Here is a 19,643-nt window from a genome sequence, read left to right as displayed (position 1 = left end):
TCCCCTTTATCCTACCGCGTCTTTGATTCGCCGCAGCGCCGTCTCCAGTGTTTTTCTCTGACAGCCGATATTCAGCCGCAGATGCTTCTCTCCGCCTTTTCCAAACCACTCGCCGGGTACACAGACTACTCCGGCACCCAGGTTCACCCGTTTTAACAGTTCCTTATCCGTGATGCCGTATTCTGAGAAATCAAGCCAGCACAGGAAGGTTCCCTCCGGCCGCTCCATCCGTACCGCCGGCATCTCCGTCCGGATAAAGCTGCATACCAGGTCCACATTTGACTCCAGATACGCAAGCAGTCTGCCCAGCCATTCCACTCCTTCCTCCGTGTAGCATGCCTGAACGCATTCCACGCCGAAGGTGTTCTTAATATCCAGAGACATGGCGAGCTGCATCTCATCGAATGCTGCCTTTATCTCCGGATTTGGTATCAGTGAGAAGCTCATCTTCAGCCCCGGTACGTTGAAGGTCTTACCAGGAGCCGACAAATGGATAAACTTCGAAGCGTACCGCTCATTCAGGGAAAGAAGCGGGTGATGGCAGTGATCTCCGTATACGATGTCGGAATGGATTTCATCTGTCACAATCATGATATCGTGTTTTAAGCATATCTCCGCCAGGCGCCGCAGTTCTTCCTCGCGCCAGACTCTTCCCACCGGGTTGTGCGGACTGCAGAGAATCAGCATCCGGTTGTTGGGATCCGCGGCCAGCACTTCCAGGCCGTCGTAATCCATTTCATAGTGACCGTCCGTGTTCTTCAGGCAGTTAAACACCGGAACCCGTCCTGTCCGTTTCACAATGTTGATGAACGGATCGTATACGGGAGTCTGGACAATGATTCCGTTCCCTTCCTCCGAAAAGGCGCGCACGGCAATGTTTATGCCGCTGACCACCGATGGAAGAGCTGTCACCCAGCCAGACTGGATGTCCCAGCCAAACCGCATTTTCTCCCAGTAAGCGACCGCGCTGTAAAAATCACTTCCCGGCGCACAGTAGCCGTAAATCTCGTGTTCTGCTCTCCTTTTGACCGCTTCCACAATCCCTTTCATACAGCCGAAGTCCGTATCGGCGATCCACATGGGAATCATGTCGTCCCGTATGGGCTGGGATAAGTAGGCCTCGACCCCGGCACGGCGCCATTTTAAATCATGGGTGCTTTTCCGGTCGAACTCCCGGTCGAATTCCTGGTCGAATTCCTGATCGAATTCCTGATCGAATTTCTGATCGAATTCTCCGCTGAACGCTCCATCAGGTTCCCGGCCGCTTTCGCAGAATTCTTCTTTGCTTTTTTGCATCTTGGTTCTCCTTTACTTTAGTTGCTAAAGTAAATATTCAAAAAAATGACAGCATTTTTATCGTTTCATTTACTTTAGCTGTTAAAGTAATTATAGACAAGGAATCCTCTCCTGTCTATGGTAGTTTTAGACAATTAGGAGAGGATTTTTTATACAACCTGCCGATTCATTCGTTCGCTTTCGTGTGCAGCGCACGCCGGAATATCCGTTCCGCCTCGATTAATTTCATCACTTCTTCATCCGAAAAATCATGGAACATGTCGCTCATTGACATCAGACTTCTTCTGTCATACTCCAAGTGTTCCTGAAACAGCCTCGCCCCGGACTCCGTGAGGCTGACCATGGTCCGCCGCCGGTCCCCGGGATCGGGAAAACGGCTGACCAGTCCTTTCTTCTCCAGCTTTGTCGCCATCTGGGATGCAGCTCCAAGCGTAACGTCGAGGGAACTGGCCAGATCCGAGATGGAGACCGGATTCTCAGGATCCGCCGAAATGATAAAATGCATCTCCCTCATATAAAGGTCGGTTCCGGGAGCGTATTCTCTCAGAGTATTTAAGTAATGCTCGTGTACTATCGTTGTATTATGTTTTTCGTCCAAATACTGTTTAAAAAGCGTAATTCGGTCCATGTGATTTTTCTCCTGCTCATAATTTCTATCCCGCCGCATCCAGCCTGCACTTTCCCCACATCCGGCCTATCCTTCCTCCGCTTCCAGCCTATCCTTCCTTCGCGTCCGGCCCGCCATACTTCTCAAACCGTCCCTTTCCGCTCTTCTTCACCCGGTACATCGCCTGGTCCGCCAGATGAAGCATCTCTGTACAGTCAGCGCAGACCTCGGGATAGATCAGATACCCGCCTGATACGCTCACCTCAGCCTCCTCGCCGGAGGGCAGCGTAATTCTGGCCTCTCTTATACTCTGTTCCAGCCGTTCCATGCACGCGTACAGCTCCTCTTTCTCCTCCGCGCCGTAGATCAGCAGAACAAACTCATCTCCGCTGAGCCGCGCCGCCAGCTTCTCAGGAGCCTTGAGACCGGCAAACAGATTCGCAGCGGTCTTCAGAAGCTTATCGCCGTATTCGTGGCCCCAGGAATCGTTGACATGCTTCAGATTATCTAAATCCATCATCAGAAGCATTGCCGTCTTCAGCCGGTCCGGATCTGCAAACAACTGGTCTGCCGTGCGGAAAAATGCCCGCCGCGTCAGGAGACCGGTAAGCAGGTCGATATCGCGTTCCTGCTCGATCTGCTGTTTTTCCACGATTGCCTCCGTTACGTCGATAACGATCCCCAGCGTCTTCCCTTCCCCTTCGTACGTCTTGATCCTCACGTAACGGCGCTCCTCTCCGTTCAGGCAGCAGATTTCCTTCTCTTCCTTCAGCGGCTCGGAACGGATCTCCCTAATCTTTTCCACGAAAAGCGCCCTGTCCGCAAGGACGGCAGAAAGCTCCTCCTCCGGTATCATCAGAATCTCTCCCAGCTTTTTCGTCGCCAGCACGCGCTTCATATCCTGATTGTACTCGTAAACTGCAATCGGAATATCGACGTTCTGGAAGACCAGGGACAGCTTTCCTGTCGCCTCCAGAAGGCTGCCGACCATGCGGTTGATATTGGCGCTCAGTTCCTTGAATTCCGGCGTGTGATCAATCTCCAGACTGTAGTCGAGATTACCGGCGGCAATCTTCTGCGTTCCGTCTATCGTCCCGTAAATATCGTTTAAGATAAAGGTATCCAGCATCTTAAGGATCAGGAACACGGTGACAAAGGAGAGCACGCAGAGGCTGAAAATGATCAGCATCATATTGCCCGGAACGTTTTCGTAGAGCTTCTCGTATGTAGCGCTGACGCCTACCAAAATACCGTCCGTCATCTCCATCATGCAGTAATTCTTCTGCCCGTCAAGAACCATCTCCCTGCTATAGAGGGTGCCTTCTCCGATGTCTTCAGGCAGACAGAGTCCGAGGGACGCCAGCGGAGTCCCCACCGGAATCTCTCCCGTAGCTCCGATAATCGCCCTCGTGTCCTGATCAGCCGCGAAAATAGTGACGCCTCTCTCGGTCGTCATCATGGAAAATACGTAAGAGAGCTCATTCTTTTCCATGGCGGCCATCAGGCGGGCCGGTTCCATGCCGATCTGGACGATTCCTCCGTGATCCTCCCTCCATACCGCGACGTACTGCATCATCTTGCCTTCCGCGGTGTTGGGCGTCACGTCCTGGCAGAGCTGAAGGCTGTCGTCGTCAAGCATCGGAAGAAAGAACTGCATCTGTTCCCCCGAACGAAACGTATAATCATAGTATTTCGGCTCGGAACCGGCATAAAGGCGGCCCTCCATGTCAAACAGATGAAGTTCATCAACCTGGAGCAGTGAGGCGATCTTTCGCATTTCCTCTAAGTCTCCCACCACGTCCGGCTGGTTCTGTACGATATACGCCGCCGCTTTTGCCCGGATAAAATAATCCTCCTTCAGATTCTCCCGCAGCTCCGCGATCTCGGTGTCATTTCTCTTAAGGACCTCCGAAACCTGGTTGAACCGGATCTCTGAATTCGTTCTCATCGCTTCTTTTGCCGACTTCGTCAGCAGATAGTATCCGAGAAGAGCCATCATCACCATGGCGGTGATGATCACGACGCACAATCTGAACGTGATGGCTTTTTTCATGCTTCATCCTCCTGTCTGATTACCGGCAGTATATTACTTTTCGAACCATTGATCCGGCTGCGGATGGATATAATGGGTGTCAAACTCCGCCCATCTGTAATCCTGTATCCCATTCCGTTTAAAGGGTTCCGCGGCCAGATACGACTCTATCTCCTCCGGCTTCTCCGCCTTCATGAGAAATATGCCGCCGCTCATGTCCGTCTTAAGCCCCGATAAGAATATCATGCCGCTGTCCATGGCCTTCTGCGTATAGGCCATGTGTTCCTTCATAATCGCGTCATCCATCTTCCCGGCGTCCAGTATGATTCCTTCCACCATATAATATTTCATGTTTTCCCTCCGATTTCACAGTATGTCTGCCGCTCACTTTACCCAGCGGCTCATAATTTCAAGAAGCCGGTTGATCTCCAGCGGCTTCGCCACATGTTCATTCATTCCCGCAATCCGCGCCTGGTATGCATCATCGGCAAATGCATTTGCCGTAAGCGCGATAATGGGGATCTCCGCCGCATCGGGTCTCTCCCCGGACCGGCCCAGTCTGCGGATCGCCCTGGCGGCACCGTATCCACCCAGAACCGGCATCTGGATATCCATCAGAATCAGGCCGTACGTGCCGGGAGGCGACGCGCAGAATAAATCTACTGCCTCCTGTCCGTTGGAGGCGCTTTCCACCGTGATCCCGGACAACGCCAGCAGCTCTTCCACGATTTCCCGGTTAAGCTCATTGTCCTCCGCAAGCAGCACACGAAGCCCCGGCTTAAACTGCTTCTTTACCGGAAAGGCATCTATGGGCGGCTCCGGGCGGAATGTCTCGCCGTCTCCCGCCAGCTTTAAGTAAATAGTGACGACGAACTTCGTTCCGACGTCCATCCGGCTCTCCACCTGTATGGTACCGTTCATCATGGAGACGAGGTTCCGCGTGATGGCCAGTCCCAGCCCGGTTCCCTGGATCCGGGAGACTCTCGGGTCCTCCGCCCGCTCAAAGGGCATAAACAGCCTGTCTATAAATTCCGGCGCCATTCCGATTCCGTTATCTTCCACGGTAAATTCAAAACAGCCCACACCGCTCTCGCTGGACAGCTTTTCGTCCAGGCTCAGGCCGATCCGGCCGCCCACAGGCGTGTATTTGACAGCATTGGACAGCAGATTGATCAAGATCTGCTTGATCCGCACCGCATCCCCGCAGACCGTTCCATGCTCCAGCCCCCGGATCTGCGCTTCGTACTTCTGCTTTCGGTTTTCGGCCTCCGGACGTATGATCTGGGCCACCTCGCCGACCAGTTTATCTAAGTGAATCACCTCTTCGCTGAGGCTCATCTTGCCGGATTCGATTTTCGACATATCCAGGACCTCGTTGATCAGTTCCAGGAGATGGGCTCCCGAAAGACTGATCTTGGAGAGGCAGTCCTTCACCTTCTCCGTGTTCTGCAGGCTGCTCTCCGCGATCACGGTCATACCCAGAATGGCGTTCATGGGTGTCCGGATATCGTGGCTCATCCGGGACAGGAACTCCGACTTCGCCTGATTGGCCTGGTTCACGGACTCATAGGCTTCTTCCAGCGCCTGCTTTGCTCTCTTTTCCTCTTCGTAATATTCCAGCTCTCTCTGCTTCTCTTTATTGATATCACGGATCGCCAGGATTACCGTCCTGGGCTTTCCGTCCTTTACTGCCACCTGATGAATCTCCAGCCTCAGCCACTCCGCAGACCGGTTATGGCGGAATTCCGTCTCGATATGGACGTTCTGCTCCGTCAGTACCCGTTCGATCTGCTCCCTGCTGCAAAGCTCCGCCACCCTGTGTTTATCCTCCGGCCTCACGGAATCCAGAATATAGCCCCGCAGGCCGCCGGTATAGCCGCCGTTCCTGGGCGGAGGCGCTCCCCGGCCCGCTTCCGGAAGACGGACCGCGTAGTAGCTGTCTGTCTCTAAATCCACGTAATAAATACTGACATACACGCCGCCGATCGCCTGGAATGCTGACTGGCTCATATACAGGCGCTCACTGTTCTCCGACAGCTTTGCTTTCATCTTATGGATGTTGTGGAGCGCGCCGACCACCCGGTACGGCCTGCCGTTCTCCTCCATCAGCCTGCTGTCTGCCCGGAACCAGGTATACTGTCCCCTCACTCCATCCGGAGTGGAACAGCGCACCTCGAACACCTCGGAACGGCCGCGGCAGATATTATCCAGAACGGTCGGGACATCGTCCGGATGTACGATCTGCTGGTCAAGAAGAATCTTTGAGTAGTTTTTCAGCTCGTTTCGCAGAATTCCCTGCCCTGCCCTGGGTTCGTAGCTGATAAAGGTATCCGAATCCATCAGATACTCAAACATGACCGCAGAACTCGCTTCCATGGACACCCGGTACATCTCCTGTTCCCGGTCCAGCCGCTCTTTTAAAGCCTTTCTCTGGGTAATGTCCACCACCGTGCGCTGGAGAATGGCCTCCCCGTCGGCTGTGAAGCCAACGATCATGCTGGTTCCTTCCATCCAGCGGACAGAACCAGCCTTCCAGCCTACACGGTATTCGCTGTCTCTCCGGTCTCCAACCTGCTTAAGACTGTCATACGCAGCACGCAGAAGAAGGCGGTCCTCCTCCAGAACCGCGCCCAGCGTACCATCCTGCCAGTCCTTAAGCCCTTCCTCCATCGTCCCGTAACCCATAAGCGATAAAACCGCTTTATTTAAAGAGACAAGGCGGTAACCGCCGTCATGCTCCCGTACAAAACGGATGATTCCGCAGGGAACCGTGTCGTAAATACTGGAGAGCAGCTGTGCCTGCTCCCTGATCCGCTCGGCATCCTCCTCCGAACGCGTAATATCCAGATAAAGGCTGTTGACCATCCATCTGCCTGACGTGTCCTGGCACTTCTTTCCGCTGTCAATCACCCACTTCAGACTTCCATCCCTGCAGCGCACCCGGTACCGGGTGGAATAGGTAAGACCGCCATCCCGAAACGCCTCCGCGCAGTCTGAGAGCGCCTTCGGCAGATCCGGCGGATAGACGTTCCCCACCGCATTGCCCCCGGTAGCCTCCATAAACTCTTCCACCGTATACCCAAAGAGGGCCGCCGCCTCCCTGCTGACAAAGGCAAAGGAATAGGTGTCGTCGTCGTTGCTGATCTTTAAGCCGCCCGCGATGGAGGACATGATAACCTCCATCTGCCGGTTCTGCTGTCTCAGCTCTTCCTCCAGCGCCGAGACGCGCTCCTGCACGTAGTCGTAGGACTGCCTGCCTATTTTTTCCGGAAAATACTCTCCGGCCATCATCTCCTGATACGGATTGGAGCAGTGAATATGATTGCACTTAAGCCCTTCCTCCGTCTCCTGGAACACAAAGGTTACCCGCTGATGCACCTTTAAATACATCTCGGCGCTGGGATCTGTGGCGATCCACATCCGGCCCGTCACGATGTAAAGGCCTTCTGCCGGACAGATGACCTCATACTCCTCAGCCTCGATGTTGCACTTCGGAATAGCTCCCCTGTATTTCAAAAACTGCTCCACACAGGCGTCTCTGCCCGTGATGTATTCCTCTTCCCCTGCTCCAAGCCATGAAAACTCCGTTGAAAAAAGAGCCGTAACCGCCTCCACATCATGCTCACAGTAATGCTTATGCATGATATAACCAGCCAGACGCTCCGCCTCTTTCATACGCGCTTCCCGTTCTTTCCCTGTCTCTGCTCCCACGCCGCATTTACCCGCTTTCCCTGTCTGCATACCCGCTCAGTTTTTCTGTTCACTATTTCATATTATACTGAATCCACGCTTAAAACTCAATGCATTCTTAGTCATTGCGCAAAATAATACGGCCGTGCTCCCTCTCAGTCAGGAACACGGCCGTGGTCATATAATCGGGTATCCGGTGCGATACCGCTTACTCTTCTATTTTTACTCTGCCAAAGCTCATTAAAAATCCCAGCTTCTCAATGGCTTTGGACGCCTTCCACCAGTTCTCGCTGACGGCAAACTCCTTCGGGTACTTCTCTCCCAGCGCGAACCAGGACCATGTAATATCCCACACGCCGCCCGGCTTTCGCGTATCGATGAGGTACTCCAGTTCCTTCTCCACGATCTCTTCATTTCCCTTGTAAAACGGGCTGTCCGGGGCCCAGATAAACTCCGACGGACGCGGGGTATAGCCCGCCCATTTTTCCGTGTCGCGCTCGATGGAACGGTTTACGACCTCCGCCATTTTCCCCATCAGTCCTTCACAGGGGAAAGAGGCGTTTAAGCCGCTCATCATCACTTCTCCCAGCAGCATACAGACTCCGCCGGCTCCCATCTCTCCAAAATCTTCCGCAGCAGCCGCTTTCCCAAGGATTCCTGCCGTATGCTTCAGGGCAGTCTGATAAACCGCAGATTCCGGTTTTCCGTAATGAAGGATAAATGCACACAGCCCCGCGGTAATTCCCATGCTCTGAAGCTGATTCTCTGCCTCGTCATAGCTCCACCAGGGAGCGCGGGGCCATCCGTCGTTGGATGGGATGGAGAACATCCAACCGTTTTCATCGCGGCCAGCTCCGCTTTCCAGATAGCGGAAAATGCCCTGCATCATGGGATGGCCGGCTCCCATAGCATCTGCGGCTCCCGTTCGTCTTAAGATTCCCGTAACCACCAGCGTGGCGTAAGGAGATGATTCCGGGTTCCAGCCATCCGGCTCCACTGCATGTCCAAAGCCTCCGTCCTCATTCTGATAATATGACAGCGCATCGATCACAGCCTCTCGGCTCCCATTCTCGAAGAAATAATTCCAGACGGACAGCTCCAGTTGTCTTGCATTGCGGTGAATCCAGGTGCGGATCTCCTGATAGTCGTTTTTGTTCAGTACTTTCATGTTCATTCTCTCCTTCCGTGTTGTAACCGATACTATACCAGGGAATGGCGAAAATGTATTGTAAAAAAACGACACGCTACCGGTTCTGCCACGCGATTCGCCTCGCCTCCTCGGGCGCCGTCCCGTGAAAGCGCCGGAATTCCTTCAAAAGATGAGCCTGATCGGTGTAACCATACCGGTAAACTGCGTCCTGGATATTGAATTCTTTACTGGAAACCATCTCTCTCCACACGTTCTGATAGCGCACCATACCGGCAATCCGTTTGATCGGGAGTCCTACCTCTTTTAGAAACAGTCTCTCCATCTGTCTCTGGCTGACACAGCTGTACTCGCAGATCTCTTTCACGGAGATCCGTCCCGAAGAGGCGAGAATCCGGTGTACGGAATTGTACAGATCCGGCTTCCACTCCATCGATACCAGCTTGCTCAGCAAAAATTCCTCCACAAGAGCGATCTGGTCCTCTATCCTGTTTAAATAGAAAAAAGGTTCGAACAGCATTCTCCAGTCCCGGCCCAGCTCCTCCAGTCCGATCGTTGCATTTGACGTATCCCTGTAGTTTAAATTCAAAAACAGTCCTGCGCTCCAAAAATAGAACCGTACGGCAAAACAGCTGACCTCATCACCGCTGATGCGGGGAACTGAAAGAAAGGGCTGATCCTGAATCCCGCACAGGTACCCCGAGATCTCCTGTCTCGTATGGTTGATACGGATAATAATATCGGCACACGTATCCGGGATCACCAGGACGGGGGTGTTCGCTTCGCTCCCGCTCTTATCCGGTGTGACCTCGTCCTCCATGGTCCAATAACATAAAATATAGGGGCGCAGCAGTTCGCACGGCCTGTATTCCCTGTAGCGTCCGTCCGATAAGAACGGACGCGATGTCATGGGATGATACAGCCTGTGGAATACCGGCGCCCCTGCCTCAATTGCCCTGCTCATTGTGATTCATCGCCAGGTGATCCGTCCCGCCCAGCATCGCCTCAAATTCTTCCTTCGGCATGGGTTTTGCAAATATGTAACCCTGGATCACGTCGCAGTCTGCGTTCTGTAAAAATTCCACGGTGTCTTCCTCCTCCACGCCCTCTGCGATTGTAGTAATATTCAGCTGCTTTGCCATGTTGATGAAATTGGAAACCACGATCCGTTCCCGGCGCACGTCCCGGCTTTTCCGGAAAAACAGGATATCCAGCTTCAGCGCGTCGACAGGCAGATCCTTTAATAAGTTCAGGGAACTGTAGCCGGAACCGAAGTCATCCAGGGAGCAAAGAAAGCCTTCTTTTCTTAGTTTTATAACCAGATCGGAGAACAGCTCGGTATCCACCGCAAGAATGTTCTCCGTAAATTCCAGTTCCAGCATATGGTCCGGAATTCCGTATTTCTTCTTGACGGCCGCATAGTATTCGACGAAGCCCGGCTGGAAGATTCCGACCTTTGACACGTTGACCGCGATATTCACCGGCCTTCCGCCCCCGTCCAGATACGATTTCAGCCAGATACAGGCCTGTTCAAACATATAGCGGTCCAGCTTAATGATAAGATCGCTCTTCTCAAACAGCGGAATAAAACGTCCCGGCGGGATCAGTCCCAGACGGGGATTCTGCCAGCGCACCAGCACCTCGGCGCCGCAGATCCGGTTTCCGTTCTGTATGTCCACCTTGGGCTGCATGTAAAGCCGGAATTCCCCATTTCTTATGGCGGGCTCTGCCTCCGCTTCCAGGGTGGAATCCTCCAGCGTCTTCTTCCGTATCTCGTCATCGTAATAGACAAACGCGCTGCCGTTTTTCTCCTTGGCCGTCTTATGGGCCATATTGGCATAGTTTACCAGGACATCCACCGTCTGCCCCCGGTCGCTCTCTTTCAGGCGGTAGACCCCCAGCGGAATCTCCAGAAACGGAAAATTCTCCATACCGGACTGTTTTAGATAGTCCAGAATCTCCTTATGGCCCCGGGCCAGACTTTCGTCTTCCCTGCATCGCATGATTCCGGTAAAATTATCCGCGGCGATCCGGCAGCTCATACAGTCCGGACTCTCCACCATCTTTAAATACTCCGCCACCATGGAGAGCAGCCGGTCGCCCTCCTCATAACCCAGCACGTCATTGATAAACTTAAAATTCTTAAAATCCGCGTACCAGATCATGCAGGCGGAAAGCTCCTGCTCCGCCAGGAATTGCTCCGCGTCCTTCTTAAAACCGTCATAATTGCGCATACCGGTCAGGGAATCACTGTAAGCCAGCTTCATCAGGGTCTTCTGATTCTCAGCCGCCATACGCCTCTGTGAGCTGATCAGCCAAATAAACAGCACACAGGCCGCCAGAATAATCGCCATGATGCCTCTTGCAGTCTCAATATAGCTGGAACGAAGCACCGCCACCGGAACCGTACTGACCTGGTACCACTGTCCTTCAATCAGAGGAAGGACAGTCACCATGTATTTTCTTCCTTTTTCGTCCTTTACAGTAAAGCTCCCACTGTCTTCCTCCCGAATCCTTTCCGTGATCGCCTCCTGATTTGACGACAAAGCCGTCTCAGCCATGGAGGGTTTGCTGATTATTACAAAATCACCGGATTCATTCAGGATATCAGAATAGCCGGAATTTTTCAAAAGAGGCATATCGATAATCGACCTTAATACATTCGTTGCATGGACTGCACAGAGGACGCCTTCCGTCTCTCCGTCGCTGTTTAACACTCTTGCTGCAAAATAATTGACGTATCCTCCAGCCGAATTGGAATCCTCGAAGGTCATGGATATACTCTTTTCCCCCTCCATCGCCCTTTGAAAAAATGCTGCCTTTGCGATGGATATCGTCTCAATATTTCCAGCCAGATCAACCATTTCCCCCTGTCCGGAGGCATCCGCGTATCCCATGCGGATAAAGGCATTCTTATCGTTGACATCCGCCAGAATCTCCATGAGCTCGTCTGTTCGGATATTCGCCAGGCTCTGCAGACTTACGGACAGTCCCTCCAGAGTCTGCCAGTCACCTTCTATCTGTTTTAAAAGGGCGGTTTTGGTCTGATTCGCCGCGTTATACAAATCCGTAATGTTCTCTTCCTCGCTCTTAACAATCATCTGAACGAGAAATAAAAGACTGCTGGCAATAAAACACATACACACAATTACTGGCAGCAGCATCCCCTGCATTTCCCTCTTACCGCGTTCTGACCATCCCATCTCCCGTTACCTCTTCTGTAGTGTTACTCAAATCATAATATATTTGCGAAGAATTATCAAGCAGTATGTCTCCTTTATCCGGGTACCGGCGGCGGGGCCGGGGAACTGCAACAGTACAGCCTCAGTAAAGCCTGCAAATAGTGTCGAAACTTGACAAGTATGCAAAAAATTGTTATAGTATTTTTTGTAATATTTTTGTAACATTTATGAAAAAACAATTTTACAGAAAATCAGAGGTTTTTATGAAGCATTCATGGAAAAACACCCGGGGAAACCGCACCGTAATCACTGCGGCGGCCATTGCAGCAGCTTTTACTCTTACTGCGTTTTCATCACCGGGACACTTGACCCCGTCTCTGCCGGAAACGGCAAAGGAAGGTATTATCACCGACGGCAGTTCCGTAAACGTCAAAGCGGCGGCTGCGGTTCCCCAGGTCGGTATCGAGCGAAAAGAAGTTCCGGTAACCCACGCTCCTGCTGCCTCCGAATATGATAACAAGGCTGTCGCCAATGTCACCGACGTCCTCAATCTGCGTGCCGAGCCTTCACTCGACAGCAAGGTTCTCGGCAAATGCTACCGGGGAGCCGGGGGCACCGTTTTAGAAAAGAAAGACGGCTGGACAAAGATCCGCTCCGGCGGCCTGGAAGGCTGGCTGAAAAACGATTACCTCGTATTCGGCCAGGATATCAAGCCGCTGGCCAAAGAGCTTGGACTGTTCACAGCCAGGGTAACGACTCAGACGCTGCATGTGAGGGAGACGCCTTCCACCGACGCGGCGATCATCGGGCTTGCCGCGGCAGACGATTACTATCCGGTTCTCGAAGAGTCCGACGGCTGGATCAAGGTTCAGCTGTCCTCCGATACGTCCGGCTATGTCTCCAGCCAGTACACAAAGGTGAGTCTCACTCCCGGCAAGGCAGTCAGCATAGAAGCAGAGCAGGCCGCTCTAAAGGCCTCGGAAAATAAAGAGCAGAAAAAGAAAGAGGAAGAAAAGCCGAAGTATGTGATCAATGCTTCCTCCGACGAAATCTATCTGATGGCGGCCTGTGTGATGATGGAATCCGGCAGCTACTCCTACGACGGCCAGCTGGCCGTGGCCAGCGTCATCGTCAACCGGGTGAAATCCGGGCGCTGGGGAAGTTCCATCACAGATGTCATCTACGCCGACGGCCAGTTTCCCGGCGCCACGTCGGGCCTCCTGGATAAATACCTGGCAAAGGGACCTTCCTCCGAAGCGTTAAAAGCGACGAAGGCAGCGCTCTCCGGCTCAAACAACATTGGCGATTACCTATTCTTTAATTCTGCAAAACGCGCCGATTATAACAATTACTCCTCCTATACGGTTGTGGGCGGAAACTGTTTTTATAAAAAGTAAACTTTAATAGAGCGCAAAAGTGCCGGACTGCCGGGAAACATCGTGTTTCCCAGGCAGTCCGGCACTTTTCAGTGGTAACGCCGCCATGATTTGCACCGCATAATTTCTATGCCTGATGCCGGCATTCCGTTTACCGCCTGTCTTCTGCTTCACTGCATACCGCTCTCATCCTCACAGTAAATCTCTTCATCCAGAAGTTTCTGCAGACGGTGGTCGCGCAGCTCCTCATGCAGCTTACTCCCATACCGGAGCCACATGGCGTCTTCCTGAAATATGTATTCACAGCTCTGCAGCTGTTCCATGTCTTCGGACAGGACCGTATAGATCTTCTTTCCCGCGGCGCACAGCTCTTCCGCGGACATCTCCGCTTCTGTCTCAGGCTTAAGCGCCGTTAAGTCCACCGCTCTGATATGGCCATCCGACAGAGCTATCACCAAAGCATCCTTCCGTTCTATCACATCCAGTAATTTTTCCATCTCCAGAATCTCCTCCTTGAAATCTGCTCCCTGACAATCATAGTACTATTATACAGAACACACGTTCTTTTATCAACTACTATTTTTTGCCATATTCTCCCTGGACGGAAAAAGCCTGGATTTTCAGGTTATAACACCGTAATTTTCTTTCTTTTTTATTTTGAAAAGACCAGCCAGTGGCCTCGGTCATCATCGTCTATGACGCTGCATTCACAGCCGTACTTGTGCCCCAGCCTGATATATTCTTCGTCAGGCAGAGCCCTGGAACGCTCCGGATGGCCTCCCATACAGGCCAGTCCGTAATGCTTCATCTTCTTCATAATCACTTCCCGCTGATCCGGCCTTCCCAGACTGCCTCCGATACAGCCTTTCCCGCCTGGAGCCAGAACCCGGCAGATCTCGGAAACCGCCTTCTCCTGGTCGTTCCAGAACGGCATGGAGCCGCGGCTGACAATCAGCTGAAAGCGGCCGTCTGTAAATGGCATCTGCTCCACACTGGCGCAGATGAACTCGGCACGGCTCTCCAGCCCGCGTTTTGCTGCGCGCTCTTCTGCGCACGAAACCGCCGTACGGTTGATATCCATGAAGGTACACTGAAGCTTCGACTGCACCATGACGGCCAGCCCCAGATGGCCGCCTCCGCAGCCGATGTCCAGCATCTGTCCGGAGACAACGCCGGTCTCTTCCAGCAGATCGGTCGCGATCACCTCATAGATCGGCAGGAAAATATTCTCTGCGATATCATCAAATTCGAAGTCCGGATGGTGAAACGCAAGCGTGCTCGCTGTCTTCTTCTCATTCTGTTCCATCTTCATCCTCCCATTCCTCCAGGTATTCCATTCCGCGAAGCAGGGCTACCTCGATGATTTCCCCCTTCTTCCGCTCAGACTCTCCCACGTCAGAGATATAGATTCCATCGGACGCCAGGGAGGCTGGAAGGCTCTGGTTGAAAAACGACTGATAGCGGGCATGGTATACGCCATCCTTTGCCCTTGTAATCTTCATCAGGCACATGATCGCCATATTGGGATTGCTGCCGAATGCATGATCCAGAATGCAGGATACCACCGGCCTCTGAGGCGCCGGAATTCCCAGGAACCTTGCCGTCACTCTGCTCAAGCACCACTCCAGACCGAAGACAGCCGCCAGAGTCGGCCCCGGCAGATTGATGACCGGTTTTCCCTTTGCCACGGCCAGTGCCATCGGCCTTCCTGGAGCGGCCGCAATGTAATGGTGAATCAGCCTGCCTTCCTGCTCCAGCAGCTGGAAGTTGTAGTCTTCCCCTCCCTTGGCCGTCCCGCCGTTTAACACGATGAGATCGGCAGAGCGGAGCGCCTCATGGAGCGCACGTTTTAACGCCTCTGGGTCATCGTCGATAATCGGGAATACCAGCGGGTCCGCCCCCAGAGCCTTCAGTGACGTCTTCACCAGAACGCTGTTCGTGTCCACGTTCTGCCCTCTCTTCGGTGCAATCCCCGCCGGTACCAGCTCGCTGCCGGTCGGTATAAATGCCACCACCGGCTTCTTCCTGACGGGAACCATGGAGATTCCTCCCACCGCGAGGGAAGCTAAATCCACAGGCCGGATCACCATGCCGGCCCGGATCAGAAGTTCGCCTTCCCGCAGCGAATCTCCGCGCGGCCGCACATTCCAGCCCGGCTTTACCGGCACATCGGGGCTGATCACAACGGAGGTATCCGGCGCGGTCTCCACCTCCTCAATGGGGATCACTGCATCGAACCGGTCGTCGAAATCGTCCCCTGTGTCGGCGCGCTCATACTCGCTGCCGCATCTCCATGCGGAAGTGTCCGGTACGCCTTCGGCAAACATGGACGAGTTTACCGCGATCCCGTCACACGCAGATGACCGGTATACCGGAAGCGTGTTGACCGAGTATAAATCCTCCGCCGCAACCCGTCCCACCGCTTCCTCAAGCGCCGCCAGTTCCGTCTGCATCCGCGGCTCCCAGGCCGCAAAAAAATCATTCAACGCTTTTTCCCTTGCGGGGAATCCGCTCATTTTTTTCCCTTTCAAGATCTGTTCCCTCCTTATTCTCTCCTATTCTCACACAGCAGGAACCGCACGCCTAGTAATCAGCGATACAGGTCATCCTTCCCTCCGGATCTACCTCCACGATCCGGCTTCCGATATCGTACATATATCTGATCCGCTCCTCTGTGACGATCTCCGTTCCTTTTCCAACTCCCAGCACGCCGCCCCGGTCAAGTAAAATGACGCTGCTCTCCGGCATAAAAGCGTGGTCGGGACAGTGGGTGGTCATCACTATCGTCTTACCGCCAGCTGCCAGCCGGCGCACATGGGATAAAACGCGGGCGTGATTGCCAAAATCCAGATTGGATACCGGTTCATCTAAAAAGAGAGCCGGCGTCTGCTGGGCGATGGCTCTTGCCAGCAGCACCAGCTGCCGTTCGCCGCCGCTGATCTGCGTATAAATCTTATTGGCCAGCCCGTCGATATGAAGCGTTTCCATCGCTTCCGCCACGATCCGGCTGTCCTCAGGTGTCATCCTTCCATAACCGTTCTGATAGGGATTGCGTCCCATGGCAACCATCTCCCACACCTTAAAAGGAAACGGCGGTACGTGGTTCTGCGGCACATAGGCCACCAGTCTGGACAATTCTTTCCGGCTCCACTGTTCCAGCGGCTTATCCTGAATCAGGATCTGTCCCGACATGGGCTTTAAGAGGCCCAGAAGCGTCTTAAACAGCGTGCTCTTCCCCACTCCGTTGGCCCCCAGGACACACCAGAGTTCACCCGGATTCATGGTAATATTAATGTCGTGCAGCACCTCGCATCTGCCGTAGCCGCATCCCAAATGTTCTGTCCGTATCATATTCCATCACCATCCTTTGTTCTGCCGCGTCAGCAGATATAAAAAGAAGGGAAGCCCAGCCAGCGAAGTGACGATTCCCAGGGGGATTTCCACCGCGAACACCGATCGGCAGAATCCGTCCATAATGAGCAGATAGCTGCTTCCCAAAAGGGCGGAGGCAGGAATCAAATACTTAAAATTAGGGCCGATCATCATGCGGGCCAGATGCGGAACAACGAGTCCCACCCATCCGATCATCCCGCAGAAGGACACGGAAAATGCGGTCAGCACCGTAGCCGTCACGATCACAAAGCCCTGAAGCAGCACCGTGTTGACGCCCAGCGTCTTCGCCTCCTCGTCTCCCAAGGCCAGAATGTTTAACTGTCCGGAACAGAATATCAGGATTCCGGTGCAGACGGCAAAGGGAACGAGCATAATCTTTACATCCTGCATCGTCGCCTTCGATAAGCTTCCCATCAGCCAGAAGGTAATGGCCGGAAGCTTATCCGTAGGGTCCGCCGCGTATTTCACCAAAGATATCAGGGACTGGAACAGGTTCGACACAATAATTCCGCCCAGAATGAGCAGGAAGAGATTGTCGCTGCCTTTCCCGAACCGCTGGCTGATAAACCAGGTCAGGGACACGGCCAGAATGCCGCATACAAAGGACGACGTCTTCACTCCCGCCACACTGAATGACAGGAGAATTCCCACTGCCGCACCAAATCCCGCCCCTGCAGAGGAGCCCAGAATATCAGGGGAAACCAGCGGGTTTTTGAACATTCCCTGATACGCGGCCCCCGACAGCGACATGGCCCCTCCGATCAGGACTGCGGCCAGGACTCTCGGCAGACGGACCACAAAAAGGACCTGTGCTATTTTATCGGACACCTCCCCGCCCAGGAAAGCCTTTCCTATATCCCTGACCGGAATATAGTATCTTCCCACCGCAAGGGAAAGAACGATCCCCACCAGCAGGATTGCCAGCAGAGCCAGCAGCGTTCCCAACGCCCGCCGGCTCTCATGCTCATATACCGCAATTTCACTCGATGCCATGACTTCTTACTCCCATCTCATTTTCTTATAGTTTCCTTTCAGGTACTCTTCTCCGATCCTGGTCTCTCCCAGACAGTAAGAACAGAGGGCGGACGGCATGGAGAATCTCAGCCGGCTTTCCTTCAGCCCGTTATTCAGCTCCGGAGCCTCCAGCCAGGCCCTCGATAAATCGAAGGCCCCCTGTCCCGTGATGCCGTTGACAAAGATGATCTGTGCTCCCGCGTTGGCCTGCCTGACCTTGAACGCGAAGACCTCGCGCTCTGCCTGTGATACGATATCGCCCTTTGTCACCACGACAATATCCGCGTATTTCAGCATGGGACCGATTTTCTGAGGCGTGTTGATTCCAGAGAGATTATCAATCACACAGACGGCCAGACAGCCCTTTAAATGGGGCGCACAGCGGTTGCAGAGCCCTGCGCTCTCCACGATCAGAAGGGAGCGTTCCTCCTTCTCTCCCTGTTTCACACAGTCTTCCACATTGGTGATATAAAAATGATCGGGACACTGGTTCCCCGACAGCCCCGTCACCGCCCGGATGCCGCCTGCCCGGTAGCGCTCCTGGTCAGTGGACGACAGGCAGTCGAACTTGACCACCATGACCCGTTCCGGATGCTCCAGCTGTTCGATGGTCCGGATTACCACGGAGGTTTTGCCCGAGGAGGGCGGACCAGATACTGTTATCAGTTTCATAGAAAGAGCTGTCCTCCTTCGTGAGTCCTGTTCCATTCCTCGAAAAAGACATCCTTGCACTGCTCTGCTATCGCATTGATGTCATGGGAACGGATATAATCCCAGCCCAGCCATGCCAGCGTTCCCGGGAAGGTGTCATCCACGTTTCCGTTGGCCGGAGGAGTAAATGCCTTCACACAGGCATCCGCAAACGCATCTCCGATTATGTAATCCACGATGTCACGCACCTGTTCCAGGCGGTCTTTCCGCACCAGCACGTACATGGGAAGTGTCATACAGCCGTCAGCCGGAAAATGGATCTCGACTCCCGGCCGTACGCAGGTTCTTGCGAAGAACCAGGATACGAGACAGATTCCCGCACCTTCCGGATTGGCCGATCCGGCCAGCCTCGCCATCTGTGAGCCGTGTGCCGCATGGCGCACATTATGCGCGAGCCTGCGGATTCCCTCCATCCCAAATTCCTTATAAATATAAAGAAAGGTCGCGTTAGACAGCTCTGTCCTGTCTTTTCCAAACAGAATGATCTGATCTTTGTATTCCGGATCCAAAAGCTTCGCGCGCGTCATTGGAACCGGAATATCCCCCAGCTTCTTTCGGTCCACAAGCAGAACGTCGGCCATGACGCCATAGACTCCATACTGTTTTTGAGGATCCATTAACCCCGCCTGTTCGAAGTTAGGATTGATCTTTAAATCCCCATAAAAATCAGCGGTAAAATACCCTTTCTCCGCCATCCGTTTTTGAAAATCCTGTCCCAGATACTGGTTGAACTCTTTGGAAAGGAGCAGCGACGGAAACATCTCCGGATCGGGATTGGACCACAGTTCGTCACAGCTGTCGTTGGAATTCTTTCCCGCCTCCACATAGCATTTTCTCTTCTGCCCCGTATCGGATGCGTGGTTCCGCTCAAGCACCTCCAGGGCGTCTTTGAACGTAAACTTCAGCGGACAGATGGTATTTCCGTAGAAATCCAGATGATCCCACGGATTAAAGTCCTCCAGTACGCAGTTCCGCTCCTGCTCCGCCTTTAAGACCGCGTTGTCCAGATAAAAACGGAACAGCTCGGGATTGATCTCCCGGATCTGAAGAACGGTCTGAAGCAAGGTCTCTTCTCCGATTTCCCGGATCATCGTCTCCGCGTCCGGATACTCAAAGCCATTGCTTAAAAATATGGAAAAGGTCTCCGGATACTCCCGAAGAATCCGGCTGACCGGTGTCGTTCCTGTTATCATTG

Annotated in this window: 16 protein-coding genes; 1 reads left to right on the top strand and 15 read right to left on the bottom strand. The window is 53.4% G+C overall.

Annotated elements, in window-relative coordinates; translation table 11 throughout:
* Positions 1–6: 6 nt before the first annotated feature.
* From H8S80_RS06025 to H8S80_RS05990, 8 genes are all read right to left on the bottom strand, one after another.
* Positions 7–1,296 (bottom strand): MalY/PatB family protein, encoded by a 1,290-nt coding sequence (locus tag H8S80_RS06025; protein ID WP_117632161.1) that lies wholly within the window; start codon positions 1,294–1,296, stop codon positions 7–9.
* 166 nt (positions 1,297–1,462) lie between these two features.
* On the bottom strand, positions 1,463–1,924 hold the full coding sequence (locus tag H8S80_RS06020; protein ID WP_002604348.1) for a MarR family transcriptional regulator: 462 nt from the start codon (positions 1,922–1,924) through the stop codon (positions 1,463–1,465).
* Between the two features lie 88 nt (positions 1,925–2,012).
* On the bottom strand, positions 2,013–3,956 hold the full coding sequence (locus H8S80_RS06015) for a GGDEF domain-containing protein (RefSeq protein ID WP_117632158.1): 1,944 nt from the start codon (positions 3,954–3,956) through the stop codon (positions 2,013–2,015).
* Between the two features lie 33 nt (positions 3,957–3,989).
* Positions 3,990–4,286, bottom strand: coding sequence for a YciI family protein (locus tag H8S80_RS06010; protein ID WP_002604350.1), 297 nt, complete (start codon positions 4,284–4,286; stop codon positions 3,990–3,992).
* Between the two features lie 33 nt (positions 4,287–4,319).
* The gene (locus H8S80_RS06005; RefSeq protein ID WP_117632235.1) at positions 4,320–7,610 is read right to left on the bottom strand and encodes a hybrid sensor histidine kinase/response regulator; all 3,291 of its coding nucleotides are present in this window, start codon (positions 7,608–7,610) and stop codon (positions 4,320–4,322) included.
* A 223-nt stretch (positions 7,611–7,833) separates the two neighbouring features.
* Complete coding sequence (locus H8S80_RS06000) at positions 7,834–8,793, bottom strand: hypothetical protein (protein ID WP_117502704.1); 960 nt, start codon at positions 8,791–8,793, stop codon at positions 7,834–7,836.
* A gap of 76 nt (positions 8,794–8,869) precedes the next feature.
* A complete protein-coding gene (locus tag H8S80_RS05995) occupies positions 8,870–9,736 on the bottom strand; it encodes a helix-turn-helix domain-containing protein (RefSeq protein WP_242840559.1) in 867 nt (288 codons plus the stop codon).
* A complete protein-coding gene (locus tag H8S80_RS05990; RefSeq protein ID WP_117632156.1) occupies positions 9,720–11,975 on the bottom strand; it encodes a bifunctional diguanylate cyclase/phosphodiesterase in 2,256 nt (751 codons plus the stop codon). The genes H8S80_RS05995 and H8S80_RS05990 overlap by 17 nt, the downstream gene beginning before the upstream one ends.
* 242 nt (positions 11,976–12,217) lie before the next feature.
* Between H8S80_RS05990 and H8S80_RS05985 the strand changes: the two genes are divergently transcribed.
* Positions 12,218–13,351: an SH3 domain-containing protein gene (locus tag H8S80_RS05985; RefSeq protein ID WP_117632155.1), complete on the top strand. Its 1,134-nt coding sequence runs from the start codon at positions 12,218–12,220 to the stop codon at positions 13,349–13,351.
* A gap of 149 nt (positions 13,352–13,500) precedes the next feature.
* Here H8S80_RS05985 and H8S80_RS05980 read toward each other — a convergent pair whose 3' ends face one another.
* The 7 genes from H8S80_RS05980 to H8S80_RS05950 all read right to left on the bottom strand — a co-directional run bounded on the left by H8S80_RS05980 (position 13,501) and on the right by H8S80_RS05950 (position 19,641).
* Positions 13,501–13,827: a hypothetical protein gene (locus tag H8S80_RS05980; protein WP_002604356.1), complete on the bottom strand. Its 327-nt coding sequence runs from the start codon at positions 13,825–13,827 to the stop codon at positions 13,501–13,503.
* Positions 13,828–13,982: 155 nt separating this feature from the next.
* A complete protein-coding gene (locus H8S80_RS05975; protein ID WP_181987953.1) occupies positions 13,983–14,636 on the bottom strand; it encodes a class I SAM-dependent methyltransferase in 654 nt (217 codons plus the stop codon).
* Complete coding sequence (locus tag H8S80_RS05970; RefSeq protein ID WP_117632151.1) at positions 14,623–15,861, bottom strand: molybdopterin molybdotransferase MoeA; 1,239 nt, start codon at positions 15,859–15,861, stop codon at positions 14,623–14,625. The genes H8S80_RS05975 and H8S80_RS05970 overlap by 14 nt, the downstream gene beginning before the upstream one ends.
* 52 nt (positions 15,862–15,913) lie before the next feature.
* Positions 15,914–16,681, bottom strand: a complete 768-nt coding sequence (locus H8S80_RS05965; protein WP_181987952.1) for an ABC transporter ATP-binding protein — start codon at positions 16,679–16,681, stop codon at positions 15,914–15,916.
* 6 nt (positions 16,682–16,687) lie between these two features.
* Entirely contained in the window at positions 16,688–17,716 is a 1,029-nt protein-coding gene (locus tag H8S80_RS05960) for a FecCD family ABC transporter permease (protein ID WP_117632149.1), read from the bottom strand.
* A 6-nt stretch (positions 17,717–17,722) separates the two neighbouring features.
* A complete protein-coding gene (locus H8S80_RS05955) occupies positions 17,723–18,409 on the bottom strand; it encodes a GTP-binding protein (protein WP_117632147.1) in 687 nt (228 codons plus the stop codon).
* Entirely contained in the window at positions 18,406–19,641 is a 1,236-nt protein-coding gene (locus tag H8S80_RS05950; protein ID WP_117632145.1) for an ABC transporter substrate-binding protein, read from the bottom strand. Before H8S80_RS05950 ends, H8S80_RS05955 begins: the two co-directional genes overlap by 4 nt.
* Positions 19,642–19,643: the final 2 nt, after the last annotated feature.

Source organism: Hungatella sp. L36 (assembly GCF_014288035.1).
Note: the sequence above shows the minus strand (reverse complement) of the source record. Positions and strands in the feature narration are given on the sequence as shown.

Bases quoted from the DNA above. Each gene is read 5' to 3' on its own strand.
- H8S80_RS06025 (WP_117632161.1), bottom strand. From the start codon at position 1,296: ATGCAAAAAAGCAAAGAAGAATTCTGCGAAAGCGGCCGGGAACCTGAT.
- H8S80_RS06020 (WP_002604348.1), bottom strand. From the start codon at position 1,924: ATGGACCGAATTACGCTTTTTAAACAGTATTTGGACGAAAAACATAAT.
- H8S80_RS06015 (WP_117632158.1), bottom strand. From the start codon at position 3,956: ATGAAAAAAGCCATCACGTTCAGATTGTGCGTCGTGATCATCACCGCC.
- H8S80_RS06010 (WP_002604350.1), bottom strand. From the start codon at position 4,286: ATGAAATATTATATGGTGGAAGGAATCATACTGGACGCCGGGAAGATG.
- H8S80_RS06005 (WP_117632235.1), bottom strand. From the start codon at position 7,610: ATGAAAGAGGCGGAGCGTCTGGCTGGTTATATCATGCATAAGCATTAC.
- H8S80_RS06000 (WP_117502704.1), bottom strand. From the start codon at position 8,793: ATGAAAGTACTGAACAAAAACGACTATCAGGAGATCCGCACCTGGATT.
- H8S80_RS05995 (WP_242840559.1), bottom strand. From the start codon at position 9,736: ATGAGCAGGGCAATTGAGGCAGGGGCGCCGGTATTCCACAGGCTGTAT.
- H8S80_RS05990 (WP_117632156.1), bottom strand. From the start codon at position 11,975: ATGGGATGGTCAGAACGCGGTAAGAGGGAAATGCAGGGGATGCTGCTG.
- H8S80_RS05985 (WP_117632155.1), top strand. From the start codon at position 12,218: ATGAAGCATTCATGGAAAAACACCCGGGGAAACCGCACCGTAATCACT.
- H8S80_RS05980 (WP_002604356.1), bottom strand. From the start codon at position 13,827: ATGGAAAAATTACTGGATGTGATAGAACGGAAGGATGCTTTGGTGATA.
- H8S80_RS05975 (WP_181987953.1), bottom strand. From the start codon at position 14,636: ATGGAACAGAATGAGAAGAAGACAGCGAGCACGCTTGCGTTTCACCAT.
- H8S80_RS05965 (WP_181987952.1), bottom strand. From the start codon at position 16,681: ATGATACGGACAGAACATTTGGGATGCGGCTACGGCAGATGCGAGGTG.
- H8S80_RS05960 (WP_117632149.1), bottom strand. From the start codon at position 17,716: ATGGCATCGAGTGAAATTGCGGTATATGAGCATGAGAGCCGGCGGGCG.
- H8S80_RS05955 (WP_117632147.1), bottom strand. From the start codon at position 18,409: ATGAAACTGATAACAGTATCTGGTCCGCCCTCCTCGGGCAAAACCTCC.
- H8S80_RS05950 (WP_117632145.1), bottom strand. From the start codon at position 19,641: ATGATAACAGGAACGACACCGGTCAGCCGGATTCTTCGGGAGTATCCG.